This window comes from Sphingopyxis sp. GW821-FHT02C12, from assembly GCF_059421785.1.
Genome location: NZ_JBWKVQ010000002.1, coordinates 1141798 through 1158823, shown reverse-complemented (window position 1 = coordinate 1158823; position 17026 = coordinate 1141798). Strand labels below are relative to the sequence as shown.

Genomic DNA, 17026 nt, shown 5'->3' with positions numbered 1-17026 from the left:
GGCGTTTTTACTTTCCAGGTTCGTCGCGGTTTACGCCATGCCACGCGCCAGGTCGCCGCGCGATGCGTCGCCGATCTGGCTGCCCCCGTCGCAGTCAAGGATCGTCCCGGTGATATAGCCCGCAGCCGGGCTGCACAGGAACACCGCCGATTCGGCGACCTCCTCGACCTCGCCCCAGCGCTTCATCGCGATGCGGTCGAAATGCGACTGGCGCGACGCCGCGTCGGGCGCGAGCCGCGCCATGCCCTCAGTCCCCGCAATTGGACCCGGCGAGATGCCATTCACCCGCACCTCGGGTCCCCATTCGAGCGCGAGGACCCGGATCAACTGGTTGATCCCCGCCTTCGCGGCGCAGGCATGCGCCTGCAGCGCCGAGGCGTTGATCGCCTGCCCCGCGGTGATCGCGATCAGCGACGCGCCCGGACGGTTGAGCAGATCGTGGCAACCGCGGAACACGTTGAAGGTGCCGTTGAGGTCGATATCGACGACGGTACGGAAGGCGTTCGCCGACATGCCGAGCACCGGCGCGAGGAAATTGCCCGCGGCGCCCGAAATGACGATGTCCATCGGCCCGAATTTGTCGGCGACGGTCTCCATCACACCGCGAATCGCCGCATAGTCGCGCACATCTGCCGACAGGCCGATCGCGTCATGGCCGATTTCACCGGCCGCGCGCTGTGCCTTGTCGGGGTCGCGGCCTGCGACCGCGACCTTGGCGCCGAGTTGGGCAAAGCGTTTGGCGATGCCCAGGTTGATGCCGCTGGTGCCGCCGGCGACGAACGCCGTCTTGCCCGCCAACAGATTATCGCGGAAACTGCTCATAGTCGTCCTCTCCCTGTCCTGAACGCATTCCGCCCGCATGGGGTTGACGGAATGGAATCGGTGGCCTTTTGAAACCCGACAAGACAGCAAGGATCAAATGATGGCAAGCGGCCCCACTTCGAACAGCTTCATCTCACAGCGGCTGAAACTGCATTATGCCGATTGGGGCAATCAGGATGCGCCCCCGCTTTTGCTGGTCCATGGCGGGCGCGACCATTGCCGCAGCTGGGACTGGGTCGCCGAGAAATTGTGCGACCGCTATCACGTCATCGCGCCCGACCTGCGCGGTCATGGCGACAGCGCCTGGTCGCCCGACGGCAATTACGAGATCGGCGCCTTCGTCTACGACCTCGCGCAATTGATCCACCAGCTCGACCTCGCCCCGGTGACGATCGTTTCGCATTCGATGGGCGGCAATATTTCGACACGCTACACCGGCCTTTATCCGGAGAAGGTCCGGAAACTGGTGTCGATCGAAGGACTCGGTCCCTCGCCCGCGGTACAGGAGGAGCGCACGAAGACCCCGTTCGACGAACGGATGCGCCAGTGGATCGCCGACAAGCGTCAGGCGGCGGGGCGGCAGCCCAGGCGCTATGCCACGCTCGACGAGGCGCTGGCGCGGATGATGGCCGAAAATGCCTATCTGACCGAGGAACAGGCGCGCCACCTGACAATTCAGGGCGCGAGCCGCAACGAGGACGGCAGCTGGAGCTGGAAGTTCGACAATTATCTGAACATCTGGACGATCTTCGACATGCCGCAGGAGGAGTTGCACAAGCTGTGGGCGAACATAACCTGCCCGACGCTGCTTCTCTATGGTGCCGACAGCTGGGCCTCGAACCCCGAAAAGGACGGGCGCATCCAATATTTCAAGACCGCGCAGGTCATCGAATTCGAAAACGCCGGCCACTGGCTGCACCACGACCAGTTCGACCGGTTCATGTCCACGCTAGACGCTTTCCTCTAAACCGACCCCGGTTGCGCGCATGGGCGCGCGGTTGGGCGTCGAAATGACCTATTCGGGGCAATTGCCGGCACGGCAACGCGCTATCGCGGGCGGCGCTACGCTGGCCGTGGCGCTCGCCATCGGAATCGGGCTAGTCAGCGGACTCGATCTGGCCGTGGTGCGCAAGGCGAGCGAGACGATCCAAGCCTTCGCCCTGCCCGTTCCCCCGCCCGAGCCGCGAGCGGCTCCCGAAAGCAAAAACTCTAACGCGCCCGCCGGTCAGGCTTCGGCCGCCAACCGGCAAGCCAGGCCAGCGCCTCTCGAAGCGCCCAAGCCGATCGTCCCGCCCGTCAAGCCGCCCCCGGTCGCAGCGGCGCCCAAGGCGGAAAGCGGTAACGACGCATCGGCAGGGGCCGCGCCCGTCGCGGGGCCGGGTAGCGGCGCCGGCGGGCGCGGCGACGGCTTCGGCGCGGGCGGATCGGGCAGCGGCACCGGCGGCGGCACACGTCCGGTGTGGCGCAGCGGAACGATCGTCGACCGCGATTATCCAAAAGCGGCGCGCCGCGCCAAAATCGGCGGCGAGGTCGAGGTGCGCTTCACCGTCGAGCCAAGCGGTCGCGTCACCCGTTGCCGCGTCACGCGATCGAGCGGCGACGCGTCGCTCGACGCGACCACGTGCGGCCTGATCGAGGAACGCTTCCGCTTCCGGCCGGCAACCAACGCCCGCGGCGATGCGATCGCCAGCGAATATGGCTGGCGCCAGCGCTGGTGGCTCGAAGGCCGCTGATCGTCGCACCGATTGTAACAGAAGCCGCAACGAATATGAGAATGATTATCAATATGGATTGACAGTGCGAACGACTCTCAATAGCGGACCCCTCGCAACGAAGGGGAAATATTCCAATGTCCAACAATTCAGCGGCTCTCCCGAGGCTTCTCGCACTCTCGTGCGTCGGCTTCATCGCCACCGCGCCGGCCATGGCAGCCGATCTGGCCGACGATTCGTCAGCCGACGGCGAACAGGACCGCGATACGATCATCGTCAACGGCCAGCAGGTGCAGGTCGATACGCCCAAGGCGGTCGCTCCCTTGCTCGACACCCCGCGCTCGGTCGTCGTAGTCGACAAGCAGGTCATCAAGGAAACCGGCTCGGCCACGCTGGTCGAGGCATTGCGCACCGTTCCCGGCATCACCTTCGGCGCTGCAGAGGGTGGGAACCCGATCGGCGACCGCCCCTTCATCCGCGGTTTTGACAGCCAGGGCAGCACCTATCTCGACGGCGTGCGCGACATCGGCGCGCAGAGCCGCGAAGTATTCGCGGTCGAGCAGATTCAGGTCGTTCGCGGGTCGGATTCGACGCTGGGCGGGCGCGGCAGCGCCGGCGGCTCACTCAACATCGTGTCGAAAATGCCGCGCAACGAGAATTTCGTCGGCGGTTCGGTCACGGTCGGCACCGACAATTACAAGCGCGTGACCGGCGACGTGAACTATGTCATCGGCAGCAATGTCGCGGTCCGCATCAACGGCATGTGGCACGATCAGGATGTCGCCGGTCGCGACGCGATCTTCCAGAAGCGCTGGGGTGTTGCGCCGTCGATCACGATCGGCGTCGAAGGTCCGACGAAGCTGACGGCCTCCTATTATCACCTCGATACCGACGAGCTTCCCGACAGCGGCATTCCGTATTTCTACACCATCGGCAACGCGCCGCTTGGCGACGTCGTCTTTTCCGAACCGCTGATCGGTACCGGCACGACGCGCGACGGCACCACGGGCACCGTCGCGCGCGACACCTTCTACGGACTGATCAACCGCGATTTCCGCGAGAGCAAGACCGACCAGCTGACGCTGCGTTTCGATCATGATTTCGGCAACGGCATCAAGTTCCGCAACACGTCGCGGTACAACCACAATACACAGGCCTATATCTACACGCAGCCCGACGATCAGCAGGGCAATGTGTTCGGCAACGCCGCAGCATCGACGCCCGCGAACATCACCGCCGGCGGCGGCTATGTGTGGCGCCGTGCCAACTCGCGCTATGGCTATACCGACAGCCTGACCAACCAGACCGACCTTTACGGCAAGTTCAGCACCGGCGCGATCGAGCACAGCTTTGCCACCGGCCTCGAACTGTCGTGGGAAAAGGCAAGGCGCGGCAGTTTCAACGTGACGACCCGCAATTTCGCGACTCCGGTCGCGAATCCGCCGGTAAACGCCGCAGCTTGCAACAATGTGCAGGTCGCGACGTTCAACTGCACCAGTCTTTTCAACCCGAATCCCAATGATCCGTGGGTGAATTATGCCAACGGCCTGTACACCGATATCGGGCCGATCACGAAGACGCTGCCGATCCAGGAAACCCGCAACGACGGCACTACCAAGTCGGTCTATGCCTTCGACTCGATGGCGATCGGCGACGCGCTGATCGTGAACCTCGGCCTTCGGTTCGACAGCTTCAAATCGAAAGTGACGCCGGGCCAGGCCGCCACGGCAACGAGCACCTTCTCGCTCAGCCGCAAGGACGACATCGTCAACTACCAGGCGGGCGTAATCTACAAGCCCGTCGCGAACGTGAGCCTCTATGCCTCCTATGCGACATCGGCGACCCCGCCGAACAGCTTGCTGGGCGAAGGTCAGGAGGGGAACAGCCTTGGGACCACGAACACCCAGGCGGCCGTCGATCTGCTGAACTCGCTCAAGGTCGAGAAGACGAAATCCTATGAATTCGGGGCCAAGGCCGACCTGTTCGGCTCGCGGCTGTCACTCACGGCCGCAGCCTTCCAGACGGAAACCCAAAATGCCCGCGTGACCGGTGAAAACAACACCGTCCAGTTCATCGGCGAACGCAAGATCAGGGGTATCGAACTCGGCTTCAACGGCACGATCATTCCGGGCTGGACCGCCTTCGGCGGCTATTCCTATCTGGATGCGGAGATTGTCGATGGCGGCTTTACCGCGTTGACGGTCGCAGCCGTTCCCGGACAGGCTGCAAAGACCGTGCTGGTTCCTTCGGTCAACAACGGCAAGCAGTTCCCGCAGACCGCAAAGCACAGCTTCACCATCTGGAGCAATGTCGAACCCACCAAAGGCCTGACGATCGGCGGCGGCGCCTTCTACACCAGCCGCGTCTTCGGCGGCTATTCGGACAATCGTTCGGCGACACAAAATGCGGCGGGCGTCGTGACCGTGAACCCGGCGACCAAGGTCGTCTATCGCACGATTCCCGGCTACTGGCGCTTCGATGCGCGGGTCGGCTACAAGATCAACGATCAGCTGGACCTGTCGGTGAACGTCAACAACCTGACCAACAAGATCTATTTCAACCAGGCTTATACGGCGCACTATGCCAGCATCGCTCCGGGCCGTTCGGCGATTGCGACGCTGAACTTCAAATACTAAGCCGATCCGATGGCGACGCTCGACATTGAAAGGCTGAAAGCGATGAGTGCGGACGAACTGTCCGCGCTGCTTTCCCCCGACAATGTCGAGCGGCCCGCCGTCATAAAGCTGGCCGCCGAGGCCGGTTTCGCCGACGCACAGGCGCTCTACGGCCAGATGCTGCTCGACGGCAGTGGCATCGTGCAGGATCAGCGCGCGGCGATCGGCTGGTTCCACAAGGCCGCCGAACAGGGCCATGCGATGGCGATCAACATGATCGGCCGTTGTTACGACCTTGGCTGGGGCGTTGCGATCGACAAGGCGCGCGCCGCCGAATGGTTCAGGATCGCCGCCGACAAGGGGCTCGACTGGGGCCTGTATAATTACGCCACCCTGCTCGCGCTGGGTCAGGGCGTGGCCGAGGACAAGCCGGCTGCGCTGGCGCTGCTCCGGAAGGCGGCGGCGATGGGCAACGCCAAAGCGATCAACTTCGTCGGCAGCTTTTACGAGGATGGCTGGGTCGTCGACCGCGACATGGCGGTCGCAGCCTATCATTATCGCCGGGCGGCCGAAGGCGGGGATTTTCGCGGGCGGTTCAATCACGCCAGAATGCTGGCGGACAACGGCGACGTCGATGGAGCGCTTGCCTGGCTGGCGCGTGTCGGGGAAACCGCGACGCCGGCCTTTATGTCCAAAGCTGGTGCCTGGCTTGCCGCCTCCGACGACGAACGGCTGCGGTCCGAAGGCGTCGCGGCGCTGAACGGCCACAATTCAAAGGTCGGCGCGACAAATTGATTGTCCGCCATCCCTGTGGCAGCAGGGTTCTTCCTTCATACTCTGCCCTACGCGACCCAAGGCCCCACCTATGATGATTTCAGTCCCCAATCTTCTCGATGCCGAGGGCGTCGCCGCCGTCCGCGCGATCATCGATGCGGCGAACTGGATCGACGGAAATGCAACCTCCGGCCCTCAATCGGCACTGGCAAAGAAGAACGAACAGCTCGCAGAAGGCAGTCCGGCGGCCCGCGAAGCCGCAGCGATCATCCTGAAGGCGCTGGGCAATTCCCCCTTGTTCTTTTCAGCCGCGTTGCCGCTCAAAGTCTATCCGCCGCTGTTCAATCGTTATGGCGAGGGTCAGACATTCGGCACCCATGTCGACAATGCGATCCGCATCCAGCGCGGGTCCGACTTCCGTTTGCGCAGCGACCTGTCGGTGACGCTCTTCCTCGAAGATCCTGACGCCTATGACGGTGGTGTCCTCACCATCGAAGATGTTTTCGGTTCACAGCAGGTCAAGCTGCCGGCCGGCCACGCGGTCGTCTATCCTTCGTCGAGCCTGCACCATGTCACGCCCGTCACGCGCGGCACCCGCGTAGCGTCCTTCTTCTGGCTCCAGTCGATGGTGCGCGACGCCGGGGCGCGGCGGATGCTGTGGGATCTCGATCAATCGGTACAGCGGCTGACCGGACAGTTGGGCGGAGCCGACCGGTCGGTGATCGAACTGACCGGACTTTATCACAATCTGCTGCGGCACTGGGCCGACAGCTAGCCCAACATCTCGCGCCACGCGCGCGACACATATTCGCGCCCGTTCGCCAGCACACAGGCGGCGAGTTCCTTTTCGTCGGCGAGCGCGATCGCCGCATCGGCACCGAGCACGGTCAGCGCCGTCGCCCAGCCGTCGGCCATCATGCAACGGCGATGCACGACCGTCACCGACCGCACGCCATTGGCGATCGGGCGGCCGGTGCGTGGATCGAAGCTGTGCGAATAATGCTGGCCATCGACCGCGAGCCCGCGGCGATAGTCGCCCGAGGTCGCGATCGACAGGTCGTGGAGCGCGATGCGCCATCCGGCGCCGGCCCATGAAGGCGGCACCTCCACGTCGACCCACCAGGGATGGCCGTCTGGGCGAATCCCCTCGCCGCGCAACTCTCCCCCAACCTCGATCAGGAAATGGCGTACCCCGTTGGCGAGCAACCAATCGGCAGCAAGGTCGACGCCATAGCCCTTGGCGATGCCCGACAGGTCGAGCAGCGCGCCTTCGCTACGACGGATGCGCCGTGCATCACGGTCGAGATCGATACCCCCGTCGCGCGGCGCCATGATGTCGGGAAGCGTGTCGACGGGTCCGGCGGCACCGAAGCCCCAAGCCTCGCTGAATTCGCCCATCGCGAGACTGAAAGCGCCCCCGCTGGCGGTTCCGATGTCGATGCCGGCGGCCACGACCTCGGCGAATTCGGCGGGAATGGCGTGCCACTCATCCGGCGGCGCGCGGTTGAAGCGCGAAAGGTCGGAACCCGCTTGCCATTGGCTCATTTGCGCCACGACGCGATCGAGCGCGGCCTGGACGCCCCCACCCGTCCCGGCGGGCGGCGCAACGGCTTGCAGGGACCAGCTGGTCCCCATCGTCTCGCCGGCGAAGGTTTCGACGATCGCCCCGGCGTCGCGCCCCGCAAAAGCGGCGGGCGTGAGCGTGCGGGGGATCAGGATGCGATCGGTCAGGGCGCCAGCACTTCCAGCGTCGTGACATAGCTCGCGCGGCGGCGCGGCGGCGCATCGGCGGGCGGCGGGCCTTCGCCCTCACCCTCGACCTGCGGCGTGGTGACATTCACCCAGTACATGCCGGCTTCGGGGAGTGTCAGCTCGACCTTGCCATCGGCACCCGTCCTGGTGTCGATCTGGCCGAGCTGGTCGCGATAGCGGATGCCGCCGGGGATGACGGTGATCGGCAGGTCGGCGGTCGGCTTGCCGTCGAGCAGGAACTGAAAGGTAAAGGCTTCGCCCGCGATCAGGTCGTTCGGATGTGTCACAGGAACCAGCTCGATGCCCTTGCCGGTCGGCTTGAACAGCGTCGTCGTCGGCTCGCCGACCGTCACGAAGATTTCGTTGCGGTTGTTCGACTCCGCCGTCCGCACATTGGTCGCGCCCGCAGGGATCTTTTCGGCAAGGTTGGCGGTCGTCGTGCCACGCGGCAGGCGCTCGGTCTTGCCGTTCAGGTCATAGCTGCCCATCACGCCATCGACGACCGAGGCGATCCGCCAGGTGCCCTTTTGCGTCAGGTGGACATCGAAAGTGCTGCGATAGCGCCCGGTGGCCTTATTCTCGATCGTCGCCTCGCTGCCGTCGGGCGCCCAGGCCTTCAATGCGTCGAGGCGCATCGGCTGATGCTCGAAATAAAAGAGGTCGTTCGACACCGCGGCGTCGACCGTCACCCAGACGTCGTCGCCCGACAGCACCGTCGACGACGGCATCATCCACTGGCGGTGTGCGCTCGCCGGAACCGCGATCATCGCCGCGAGCACGGCGCCCGCCGCAAAACCCCAAAGCTGCTTTTTCATCGTCCTGCCCTTTCGATATGTCAGCGGAAGGCGACCGAAACGGTCCCCAATTCGGTCTTGCCCGCAGCGCGTCCGCCGGCCCCGGCCTTGCCCGGCCAGGTGAAGGGAATACGCAGCAATTCGCGGCCGCCGACTTCGCGTGCCGCCTCGACGACGAGCACATATTCGCCCGCCGCGAGCGCGCCGAGCTGGGCGCGGCTGAAGCTGATCTTGTGGGTGCCCGGCGCACGCGTCGCGCCGGTGATGCCGTTGGCTGGAAATGTCATCGAGCGGCCCGAGGCACGCCACCACTGGCGCACGTCGCGGAGCCATTTGGTGCCTTCGTTCGCCTTCATGTCATGGTCGTACCAGACCGCGACGGTCTTCGCCGGGGCGCCGGCTTTCTCGACCCAGAAGGCGACATAGGGCTTGTGATATTCGGCAACCTTGAGCTGCGGAATGGTGACGGTGACGTCCATCGTCGCGGGCGCGGCGGCGAGCACCGGCACGGCGAGTGCGGCGCTCAGCGTTCCCCCGATCAGGATCGTACGCGTGGCTGGCTGCATGGACAAACTCCCTAGTGAATGAAGACGATGGCAATGGCGGCCGGGATCGCGAGCCCGGCGCCGACGAGCGGCCAGGTGCTCTTGCGCTTGGCCGAATGAAGCCACAGCAGGAACAGGCCGGTGATCCCGAAGACCAGGCAGGCGAAAGCGAAGATATCGATGAACAGGCTCCACTCGCCGCCCGAATTGCGGCCCTTGTGAAGATCGTTGAGATAGGAAATCCAGCCGCGGTCGGTGACCTCTCCGGTGACTTCGCCGGTCGCCCGATCGATGTCGACCCAGGCGTCTCCACCAGGCCGCGGTGCGGGCAGATAGACGTTCTCGGGCGCCCATTCGGCCTCGCCGGCTTTCACCGGGAAATTCGCCTCGACCCATGCGGCGACGGGCTTGGGAAGCGGTCCCTTGGCATCGGCGGGGTCGGCCTGGGCCAATTGCGCGAGCAGCGTCGGCGGAATCTGCGCTGTCTTTTCGGTGACAACGGGCGCCCCCTCGATGTCGGCGGCATGGTTCAGCGTGAAACCGGTGACCGCGAACAATACCAGCCCGATCAGGCTGATCGCCGAGCTCATCCAATGCCACATATGCAGCTGCTTCAACCAGAAGGTCTTGCGGCTCTTCTTGGTGGCCGGGCGCGAGGGAGAGGGTGCGTGCATGAAATCGTTCTGAAAGGAGGCGTTGCGCCGCCACTATCGAGAACGATTCTCAATTACAACAAATAATCCCGCATATCGGGCGCGTCATGCTTTGTTACAAAGTCCCGTCACAGGCTTGGCAGATCCAGCCGCTTCTCGCGGGCGCAGTCGATCGCGATGTCGTAGCCCGCGTCGGCATGGCGCATGACGCCGGTACCGGGGTCGTTCCACAGCACGCGCTCCAGCCGCTTCGCCGCTTCGGGTGTTCCGTCGGCGACGATCACCATGCCGCTGTGCTGCGAATAGCCCATGCCGACCCCGCCGCCATGGTGCAGCGACACCCAGGTCGCGCCGCTCGCGGTGTTCAGGAGCGCGTTGAGCAGGGGCCAGTCGGACACGGCGTCTGAGCCATCCTTCATCGCCTCGGTCTCGCGGTTCGGGCTGGCGACCGATCCCGAATCGAGATGATCGCGGCCGATCACGACCGGCGCCTTGAGTTCGCCCGACGCGACCATTTCGTTGAACGCGAGGCCGAGCCGGTGGCGGTCGCCCAGGCCAACCCAGCAGATGCGCGCCGGCAAACCCTGAAACTGAATCTTCTCGCGCGCCATGTCGAGCCAGTTGTGGAGATGGGTATTGTCGGGAAGCAGTTCCTTCACCTTGGCGTCGGTCTTGTAGATATCCTCGGGATCGCCCGACAGCGCCACCCAGCGGAACGGACCGATGCCGCGGCAGAAGAGCGGCCGGACATAGGCGGGGACGAAGCCCGGGAAATCGAAGGCATTCTCGACGCCCTCGTCCTTCGCCATCTGGCGAATATTGTTGCCATAGTCGGTTGTCGGCACGCCCGCAGCCTGCAGGTCGAGCATCGCTTGCACATGCACCGCCATCGAGGCCTTGGCCGCCTTCGCAACCGAAGCGGGATCGCTCTCGCGCTTGGCGAACCATTCGTCGAGGCTCCAGCCGGCGGGCAGATAGCCGTTGACCGGATCGTGCGCCGAGGTCTGGTCGGTGAGCAGGTCGGGGCGGATGCCGCGGCGGACCATTTCGGGCAGGATTTCAGCGGCGTTGCCGAGCAGGCCCACCGAGACCGGCTTGCCCTCGGCATGGGCTGCCTCGATCATCGCGATCGCCTCGTCGATGCTCGCCGCCTGCTTGTCGAGATAGCCGGTGCGCAGGCGCATCTCGATGCGGCTCGGCTGGCATTCGATCGCGAGGCAGGACGCGCCCGCCATCACTGCAGCGAGCGGCTGCGCGCCGCCCATGCCGCCAAGCCCGGCGGTGAGCAGCCAGCGGCCCTCGAGACTGCCGCCATAATGCTGGCGGCCCATCTCGACGAAGGTTTCGTAGGTGCCCTGCACGATGCCCTGGCTGCCGATGTAGATCCAGCTGCCGGCGGTCATCTGGCCGTACATCATCAGGCCCTTTTTATCGAGCTCGTGGAAATGCTCCCAATTCGCCCATTCGGGGACGAGGTTCGAATTGGCGAGCAGCACACGCGGGGCATTTTCGTGGGTGCGAAACACGCCGACGGGCTTGCCCGACTGGATAAGCAGCGTCTCGTCGTCGTTCAGGCGACGCAATGCCTCGACGATCCGGTCATAGCTTTCCCAGTCGCGCGCGGCGCGGCCGATACCGCCATAGACGACGAGCTCGTGCGGTGCCTCGGCGACATCGGGATGGAGATTGTTCATCAGCATGCGCAGCGGCGCCTCGGTGAGCCAGCTCTTGGCGCTGATCTCGGGGCCGGTCGCCGGGCGGATCACGCGGCTGTTGTCGAGACGGGTCATGAACGTCCTTTCGCAAAATCGAGGGTTGCGGCGATCACTTGCTCCAGCACGGGCCGGATCGCGGGGCCGGGGTCGAGCGGTGATGGCCAGTTGACGGGCGTGATTGCATCGGGCTCGGCCATATAGCCGCGCTGCGCCAGCTCCATCTGGATCGCATGCACGCCGTCGTCGGGGCGACCATAGTGGCGCGTCGTCCAGCCGCCCTTGAAGCGCCCGTTGACGACGTGGCTGTGGCCGCTCGCGGCGCAGATATTGGCGACGACGGTCTCGAGTTCGGGGGCGCAAGCCGCGCCGCCGTTGGTGCCGATGTTGAACTGCGGCAGCTCGCCTTCGAACAGGCGCGGGACATGGCTGCGGATCGAATGCGCGTCGTAAAGGACGACCCGGCCATGCGCCGCTCTCAACCGCTCGAGTTCGGCGGCCAGCGTCTCATGATAGGGGCGGTGATAGAGGTTGAGCCGCTGCATGATCTCGGCTTCGTCCGGTTGACCGAAGCGGTAAAGCGGCTCGCCGTCAAAGGTGGTCGTCGGGCACAGCTCGGTGGTCGCCTGCCCCGGATAGAGCGACGCGCCCGACGGATCGCGGTTCATGTCGATCACGCTGCGGGAAACATCGGTCGCGATCAGGGTCGCGCCGAGGTCGGCGGCGAAGGCGTAGAGATCGGCAATCCACCAGTCGGTGTCGATCTGCGCGTGCCAAGGCGAAACGAACTGGTCGTCGAAGCCCGCGAGATCGGTGCCGCCGTGCGGGAAGGCGATCACGAGCGGCGCGTCGCCGCGCTCGACGCGCAGCCATCTCATACGACGAGGCCGGGCAGGTCCCCGACGAGATCGACGAGCTTGCCGGTGCGGACCATCTCCTGCGCCGACGCGATGTCAGGCGCCATATGGCGATCTTCGTCGAGCGTCGGCACTTCGGCACGCAGCGCGGCGCGAACGCGCTCAACGGCGACGCTCGATTTCAAGCCGTCATGGAAATCGCAGCCCTGCCCCGCCGCGAGCAATTCGATCGCCAGCACCGCGTCGACATTCGCCGCCATCTCGATCAGCCGCCGCGCACCGTGCGCCGCCATCGACACATGATCCTCCTGGTTCGCCGAGGTCGGGATCGAATCGACACTTGCCGGATAGGCGCGCTGCTTGTTCTCGGACACCAAAGCCGCAGCGGTCACCTGCGGGATCATGAAGCCCGAATTGAGCCCCGGCCTGGCGACGAGGAAGGCGGGCAGCCCCGACAAGGCCGGGTCGACGAGCATCGCGGTGCGCCGTTCGGACAGGCTACCGATCTCGCACAGCGCCAGCGCGATCATGTCGGCGGCGAAGGCGACAGGTTCGGCGTGGAAATTGCCGCCCGACAGCGCTTCGTCGGTGTCGGGGAAGATGAGCGGATTGTCCGACACACCATTCGCTTCGACGAGCAACGTCGCCGCCGCCTGCCGCAGCAGATCGAGCACCGCGCCCATCACCTGTGGCTGGCAGCGCAGGCAGTAGGGGTCCTGCACGCGCACATCGCCGAGGATATGGCTCGCGCGGATTTCGGAACCCTCCATCAGCGCGGCAAGCGCCTCGGCGGTCTCGATCTGCCCGCGATGCCCGCGCAGCGCGTGGATGCGTGGATCGAAGGGCGTGTCCGATCCCTTGGCGGCCTCGGTCGAGAGGATTCCGGTGACGAGCGCGCTGCGGTACAATCGCTCGGCCTCGAACAATCCCGCCAGCGCATAGGCGGTCGAGAATTGCGTGCCGTTGAGGAGCGCAAGGCCTTCCTTGGGACCGAGGACCAGCGGATCGAGTCCGACATCGGCGAGCGCCACAGCGGCCGGAACGCGTGCGCCATCAACGAAGATTTCGCCCTCTCCGATCATCGCCGCCGCCATATGCGACAGCGGCGCAAGGTCGCCCGAGGCGCCGACCGAGCCCTGCGCGGGGACGACCGGGATCAGGTCCTTTTCAAGCATCGCCTCGAGCATCGCGATCGTTGCCGGGCGCACACCCGACGCGCCGCGCGCGAGGCTGGCGAGCTTGAGCGCCATCATCAACCGCGCGATCGGGACCGGCATCGGCGCGCCGACACCGGCGGCGTGACTGAGCACGATATTGCGCTGGAGCGTTTCGAGGTCGGCGCTCTCGATGCGCACGGCCGCGAGTTTTCCGAAGCCGGTGTTGATCCCATAAACGGCTTCGCCGCGCGCGAGGATGCGTTCGACCGAGGCGGTGCTTTCGGCGATGGCAGGACGGCAATCGGGCGACAGGCGAACGGGTCCGCCCTGATAGACCTCGCGCCATTCGGCGAAGCTGACCGATCCGGGGTTCAGTTGCATTGTCCGTCCTTGATGCGTGCGTGAAGCGGGTTGAAGCCGATGCGGTAAACGAGCTCGGCGGGTTCGGTGATATTCCAGATCGCGAGGTCGGCGGCCTTGCCGGATTCGAGCGTGCCGATCATATGATTCAGGCCCAGCGCCTTGGCCGCATTAACAGTCACTGCCCGAATGCACTCGTTGACGGACAAGCCGAACAACGTCGCGCCCATATTGAGTATCAGAAGTAGCGATGTCACGGGGGACGTCCCGGGGTTGCAATCCGTCGCTAGCGCAATCGGGACCTTGGCCTCACGCAGCGCCGCGACCGGCGGCGTCTTGGTTTCGCGCATGAAATAATAGGCACCGGGTAGTAGCACGGCGACGGTTCCCGCTTCTGCCATAGCCGCGACACCGGCCTCGTCCAGATGCTCCAAATGGTCAGCAGAGAGGGCATTGTGTCGCGCGGCCAATGCCGCGCCATTCTGGTTCGACAGTTGTTCGGCGTGTAACTTGACCCTCAACCCAAACGCGGTTGCAGCATCAAATACACGTGAAATTTGCTCCGGCGTGAAACCGATTGTCTCGCAGAATCCATCCACGGCATAGGCGAGGTCGCTCACCGCCGGGATCATTTCGTAGCATACTTGCTCGACATATCCGTCAACATTGTCCCGAAATTCGGGCGGCACGGCGTGCGCGCCAAGGAATGTTGGAACTACGCGAATCTTGCGCCGATCCTCCAAGGCAAGGATGGCATATATCATCTTCAACTCATCGACGGGCGTGAGGCCATAGCCCGACTTGATCTCGATCGTCGTCACCCCCTCGGCGATCAGCGCGTCGAGCCGCGGCAGGGCGCTCTCGACCAGCGCCGCCCCGTCCATCGCCCGCGTCGCGCGCATCGTCGACACGATGCCGCCGCCCGCGCGCGCGATTTCCTCGTAGGTCGCGCCTTCGAGGCGCATCGCCCATTCATTGGCGCGGCTGCCGCCGTGGACCAGGTGCGTGTGACAATCGATCAGCCCCGGAGTGATCAGCCGCCCTTCGCAATCGACAATATCTGCTGCTTCGGGCGCATCCGCCGCGTCTCCGACCCAAGCGATCCGCCCGTCGCGGACGGCGAGCGCGCCTTGTTCAATCAGCCCCAGACCGTCGCCGGTCAGCGTCGCGATTCGCGCATTGGTCCAGAGTCGATCCATAGTTCATTCTTGCTCGCCATCGCCATTATGTCTAGACATAATAATCCAACATGAGGGAGCATGGCGATGACATCACTCTGGTTCGAACAGGCCCTCCTGCCCGATGGCTGGGCGCGGGACGTGCGCATCGCGGTCGATGCGGGCCGCATCGCCGCCGTCGCGACCGGCGTCGCGGCGCAGCCCGGTGACGAACGCCACGCCGTCGCCCTCCCCGGCCTCGCCAACCTCCACTGCCATGGCTTCCAGCGCGGCATGGCGGGACTCTCCGAATTTCGCGGGGCGCCTGACGATGATTTCTGGAGCTGGCGCGAGATCATGTACCGCTTTCTCGACCGGCTCACCCCCGACAGCATCGCGGCGATCAACGCGCTGGCCTTCGTCGAGATGATGGAAAGCGGCTTCACCCGCGTCGCCGAGTTCCATTACCTCCACAACGATGCGGACGGGCGACGCTACGCCGACCCTGCCGAAACCGCGGGCGCGGTGGTCGCGGCGGCGGACGAGAGCGGCATCGGCCTCACCCTCCTCCCCGTCTTTTATGCCCATGGCGACTTCGGCGGCGCCCCGCCCGCGCCGGGCCAGCGACGGTTTCTGTCCGATGTCGACAATTTCGCCACGCTCGTCGAAGCGAGCCGCGCCAGGCTGCCTGTCGATGCCGGGTTCGGCATCGCACCGCATTCGCTGCGCGCGGTGACCGCCGAGGAACTGGCGGCGATCCTGCCGCTCGCCCATGACGGCCCGATCCATATCCACGCCGCCGAACAGGTCCGCGAGGTCGAAGCCTCGCTCGCGTGGAGCGGCCAGCGCCCGGTCGAATGGCTGCTCAACCACGCCGATGTCGATGCGCACTGGTGCCTCGTTCACGCCACGCATCTGACCGACAGCGAATGCGACCGCCTCGCCGCGAGCGGTGCGGTGGCAGGCCTGTGTCCGGTGACCGAGGCGAACCTCGGCGACGGCATTTTTCCCGCGACCCGCTATCTGGCGGCGGGCGGACATGTCGGGATCGGCACCGACTCCAACATATTGATCGACGCGGCGGGCGAACTTCGCGCGCTCGAATATAGCCAGCGGCTCCGCGACCGCCGCCGCGCGATGCTCGGCAACGAGGCGGTGCCGTCGATCGGCGAGCGTCTGTTCAGCGAAGCGCTCGCGGGCGGTGCCCGCGCGACGGGGTCGGGCACCGGCCTCGCCACCAGACAGCCCGCCGACCTCTTTACCCTCGCCGTTGCCGACCCGGTCTTTGCGGGTGCCGACACCAGCACGGTCCTCGACCCGTGGATCTTCGCGGCGCGCAGCAACACGATCGACTGCGTCTGGCGCGCCGGACAAAAATGGGTCGTGGGGGGACGTCATGTCGCCCGCGACGCGATCGCCGCGCGCTATCGCGGCGTGGTGGCCGCGCTGCTCGCATGAGTTTCGACGCCCGCATCCGCGCCGCGATCGAGGGCGATATCCGCTCGGGAGCGCTACGCCCCGGCGACCGCCTGCTGTCCGAGCATGACCTCGCGGCGCTGCACGGCTGTTCGCGCGCCACGGTCAGCAAGGCGATGGCGGCCTTGCATCGCGCCGGGCTGATCGAACGGCGGCGCAAGGCGGGGTCGTTCGTCGCCGACCAGCATGTCCATTCGGCGGTGCTTGAAGTCCCCGACCTCGCGCAACTGATCGCGGCGCGCGGGCACGTCTATCGCTGGCAGCTTCTATCACGGAAGAGAACGGGTTCCGACCTTCTGATCGAGGGTCTGCATCATGAAGGCGACACGGCCCTCGCGTTCGAAACCCGCTCGATCACAATCGAGACGGTGCCCGACGCGGCAACCGAAAGCTTCGACGATGTGGCGCCCGGAACCTGGTTGCTCGCGCATATCCCCTGGACCTCGGCGCGGCATCGAATCCAGGCGGCGGGGGCCTCAGCCGAAGAAGCACGCGCGCTGGGCATCGCCGAACATATCGCCTGCCTGATCCTCGAGCGCAGCACCTGGCGCGGCGATGCCGCGGTCACGACGGTACGACAGGTGTTTCGCGGCGATATGTTCGACATGGTCGCGCATTTCGAACCCAGCCTCGGCTGAGC

At 65.3% G+C, this 17026-nt stretch carries 16 protein-coding genes; 7 read left to right on the top strand and 9 right to left on the bottom strand.

The features are described from left to right. Positions 1-30: 30 nt before the first annotated feature. Complete coding sequence (locus AC07U1_RS20825) at positions 31-822, bottom strand: SDR family oxidoreductase (protein ID WP_495177656.1); 792 nt, start codon at positions 820-822, stop codon at positions 31-33. Between the two features lie 97 nt (positions 823-919). Here AC07U1_RS20825 and AC07U1_RS20820 point away from each other — a divergent pair, with 97 nt between their 5' ends. The 5 genes from AC07U1_RS20820 (at position 920) to AC07U1_RS20800 (ending at position 6698) form a co-directional block, all read left to right on the top strand. Further along, a complete protein-coding gene (locus AC07U1_RS20820; protein WP_495177657.1) occupies positions 920-1789 on the top strand; it encodes an alpha/beta fold hydrolase in 870 nt (289 codons plus the stop codon). Positions 1790-1808: 19 nt separating this feature from the next. Then, positions 1809-2555: an energy transducer TonB gene (locus AC07U1_RS20815; protein WP_495177658.1), complete on the top strand. Its 747-nt coding sequence runs from the start codon at positions 1809-1811 to the stop codon at positions 2553-2555. 191 nt (positions 2556-2746) lie between these two features. Next, complete coding sequence (locus tag AC07U1_RS20810) at positions 2747-5170, top strand: TonB-dependent receptor (protein WP_495177659.1); 2424 nt, start codon at positions 2747-2749, stop codon at positions 5168-5170. Positions 5171-5179: 9 nt separating this feature from the next. Beyond that, positions 5180-5944, top strand: coding sequence for a tetratricopeptide repeat protein (locus tag AC07U1_RS20805; RefSeq protein WP_495197791.1), 765 nt, complete (start codon positions 5180-5182; stop codon positions 5942-5944). A 70-nt stretch (positions 5945-6014) separates the two neighbouring features. Then, positions 6015-6698, top strand: coding sequence for a Fe2+-dependent dioxygenase (locus tag AC07U1_RS20800; RefSeq protein WP_495177661.1), 684 nt, complete (start codon positions 6015-6017; stop codon positions 6696-6698). Here AC07U1_RS20800 and AC07U1_RS20795 read toward each other — a convergent pair. The 8 genes from AC07U1_RS20795 to hutI all read right to left on the bottom strand — a co-directional run bounded on the left by AC07U1_RS20795 (position 6695) and on the right by hutI (position 14952). Next, the gene (locus tag AC07U1_RS20795; protein ID WP_495177662.1) at positions 6695-7558 is read right to left on the bottom strand and encodes an FAD:protein FMN transferase; all 864 of its coding nucleotides are present in this window, start codon (positions 7556-7558) and stop codon (positions 6695-6697) included. The genes AC07U1_RS20800 and AC07U1_RS20795 overlap by 4 nt on opposite strands. A 92-nt stretch (positions 7559-7650) precedes the next feature. After that, on the bottom strand, positions 7651-8490 hold the full coding sequence (locus AC07U1_RS20790; RefSeq protein WP_495177663.1) for a DUF4198 domain-containing protein: 840 nt from the start codon (positions 8488-8490) through the stop codon (positions 7651-7653). Positions 8491-8510: 20 nt separating this feature from the next. Next, entirely contained in the window at positions 8511-9035 is a 525-nt protein-coding gene (locus AC07U1_RS20785; RefSeq protein ID WP_056351222.1) for a DUF2271 domain-containing protein, read from the bottom strand. 11 nt (positions 9036-9046) lie between these two features. Further along, a complete protein-coding gene (locus AC07U1_RS20780) occupies positions 9047-9688 on the bottom strand; it encodes a PepSY-associated TM helix domain-containing protein (protein WP_187139804.1) in 642 nt (213 codons plus the stop codon). Between the two features lie 107 nt (positions 9689-9795). After that, positions 9796-11457 (bottom strand): urocanate hydratase, encoded by a 1662-nt coding sequence (gene hutU, locus AC07U1_RS20775; RefSeq protein WP_495177664.1) that lies wholly within the window; start codon positions 11455-11457, stop codon positions 9796-9798. After that, positions 11454-12257 carry an N-formylglutamate deformylase gene (hutG, locus tag AC07U1_RS20770; RefSeq protein ID WP_495177665.1) on the bottom strand — a complete coding sequence of 268 codons (804 nt, stop codon included), beginning with the start codon at positions 12255-12257 and terminating at the stop codon, positions 11454-11456. Before hutG ends, hutU begins: the two co-directional genes overlap by 4 nt. After that, positions 12254-13774: a histidine ammonia-lyase gene (hutH, locus tag AC07U1_RS20765; protein WP_495177666.1), complete on the bottom strand. Its 1521-nt coding sequence runs from the start codon at positions 13772-13774 to the stop codon at positions 12254-12256. The genes hutG and hutH overlap by 4 nt, the downstream gene beginning before the upstream one ends. Continuing rightward, a complete protein-coding gene (gene hutI / locus AC07U1_RS20760; protein ID WP_495177667.1) occupies positions 13765-14952 on the bottom strand; it encodes an imidazolonepropionase in 1188 nt (395 codons plus the stop codon). The genes hutH and hutI overlap by 10 nt, the downstream gene beginning before the upstream one ends. Positions 14953-15018: 66 nt before the next feature. On the opposite strand from hutI, the gene AC07U1_RS20755 reads away from it, so the two are divergent. After that, positions 15019-16368: a formimidoylglutamate deiminase gene (locus tag AC07U1_RS20755; RefSeq protein WP_495177668.1), complete on the top strand. Its 1350-nt coding sequence runs from the start codon at positions 15019-15021 to the stop codon at positions 16366-16368. Next, positions 16365-17024 (top strand): histidine utilization transcriptional repressor HutC, encoded by a 660-nt coding sequence (gene hutC / locus AC07U1_RS20750; RefSeq protein ID WP_495177669.1) that lies wholly within the window; start codon positions 16365-16367, stop codon positions 17022-17024. Before AC07U1_RS20755 ends, hutC begins: the two co-directional genes overlap by 4 nt. The last annotated feature ends 2 nt before the right edge of the window (positions 17025-17026 follow it).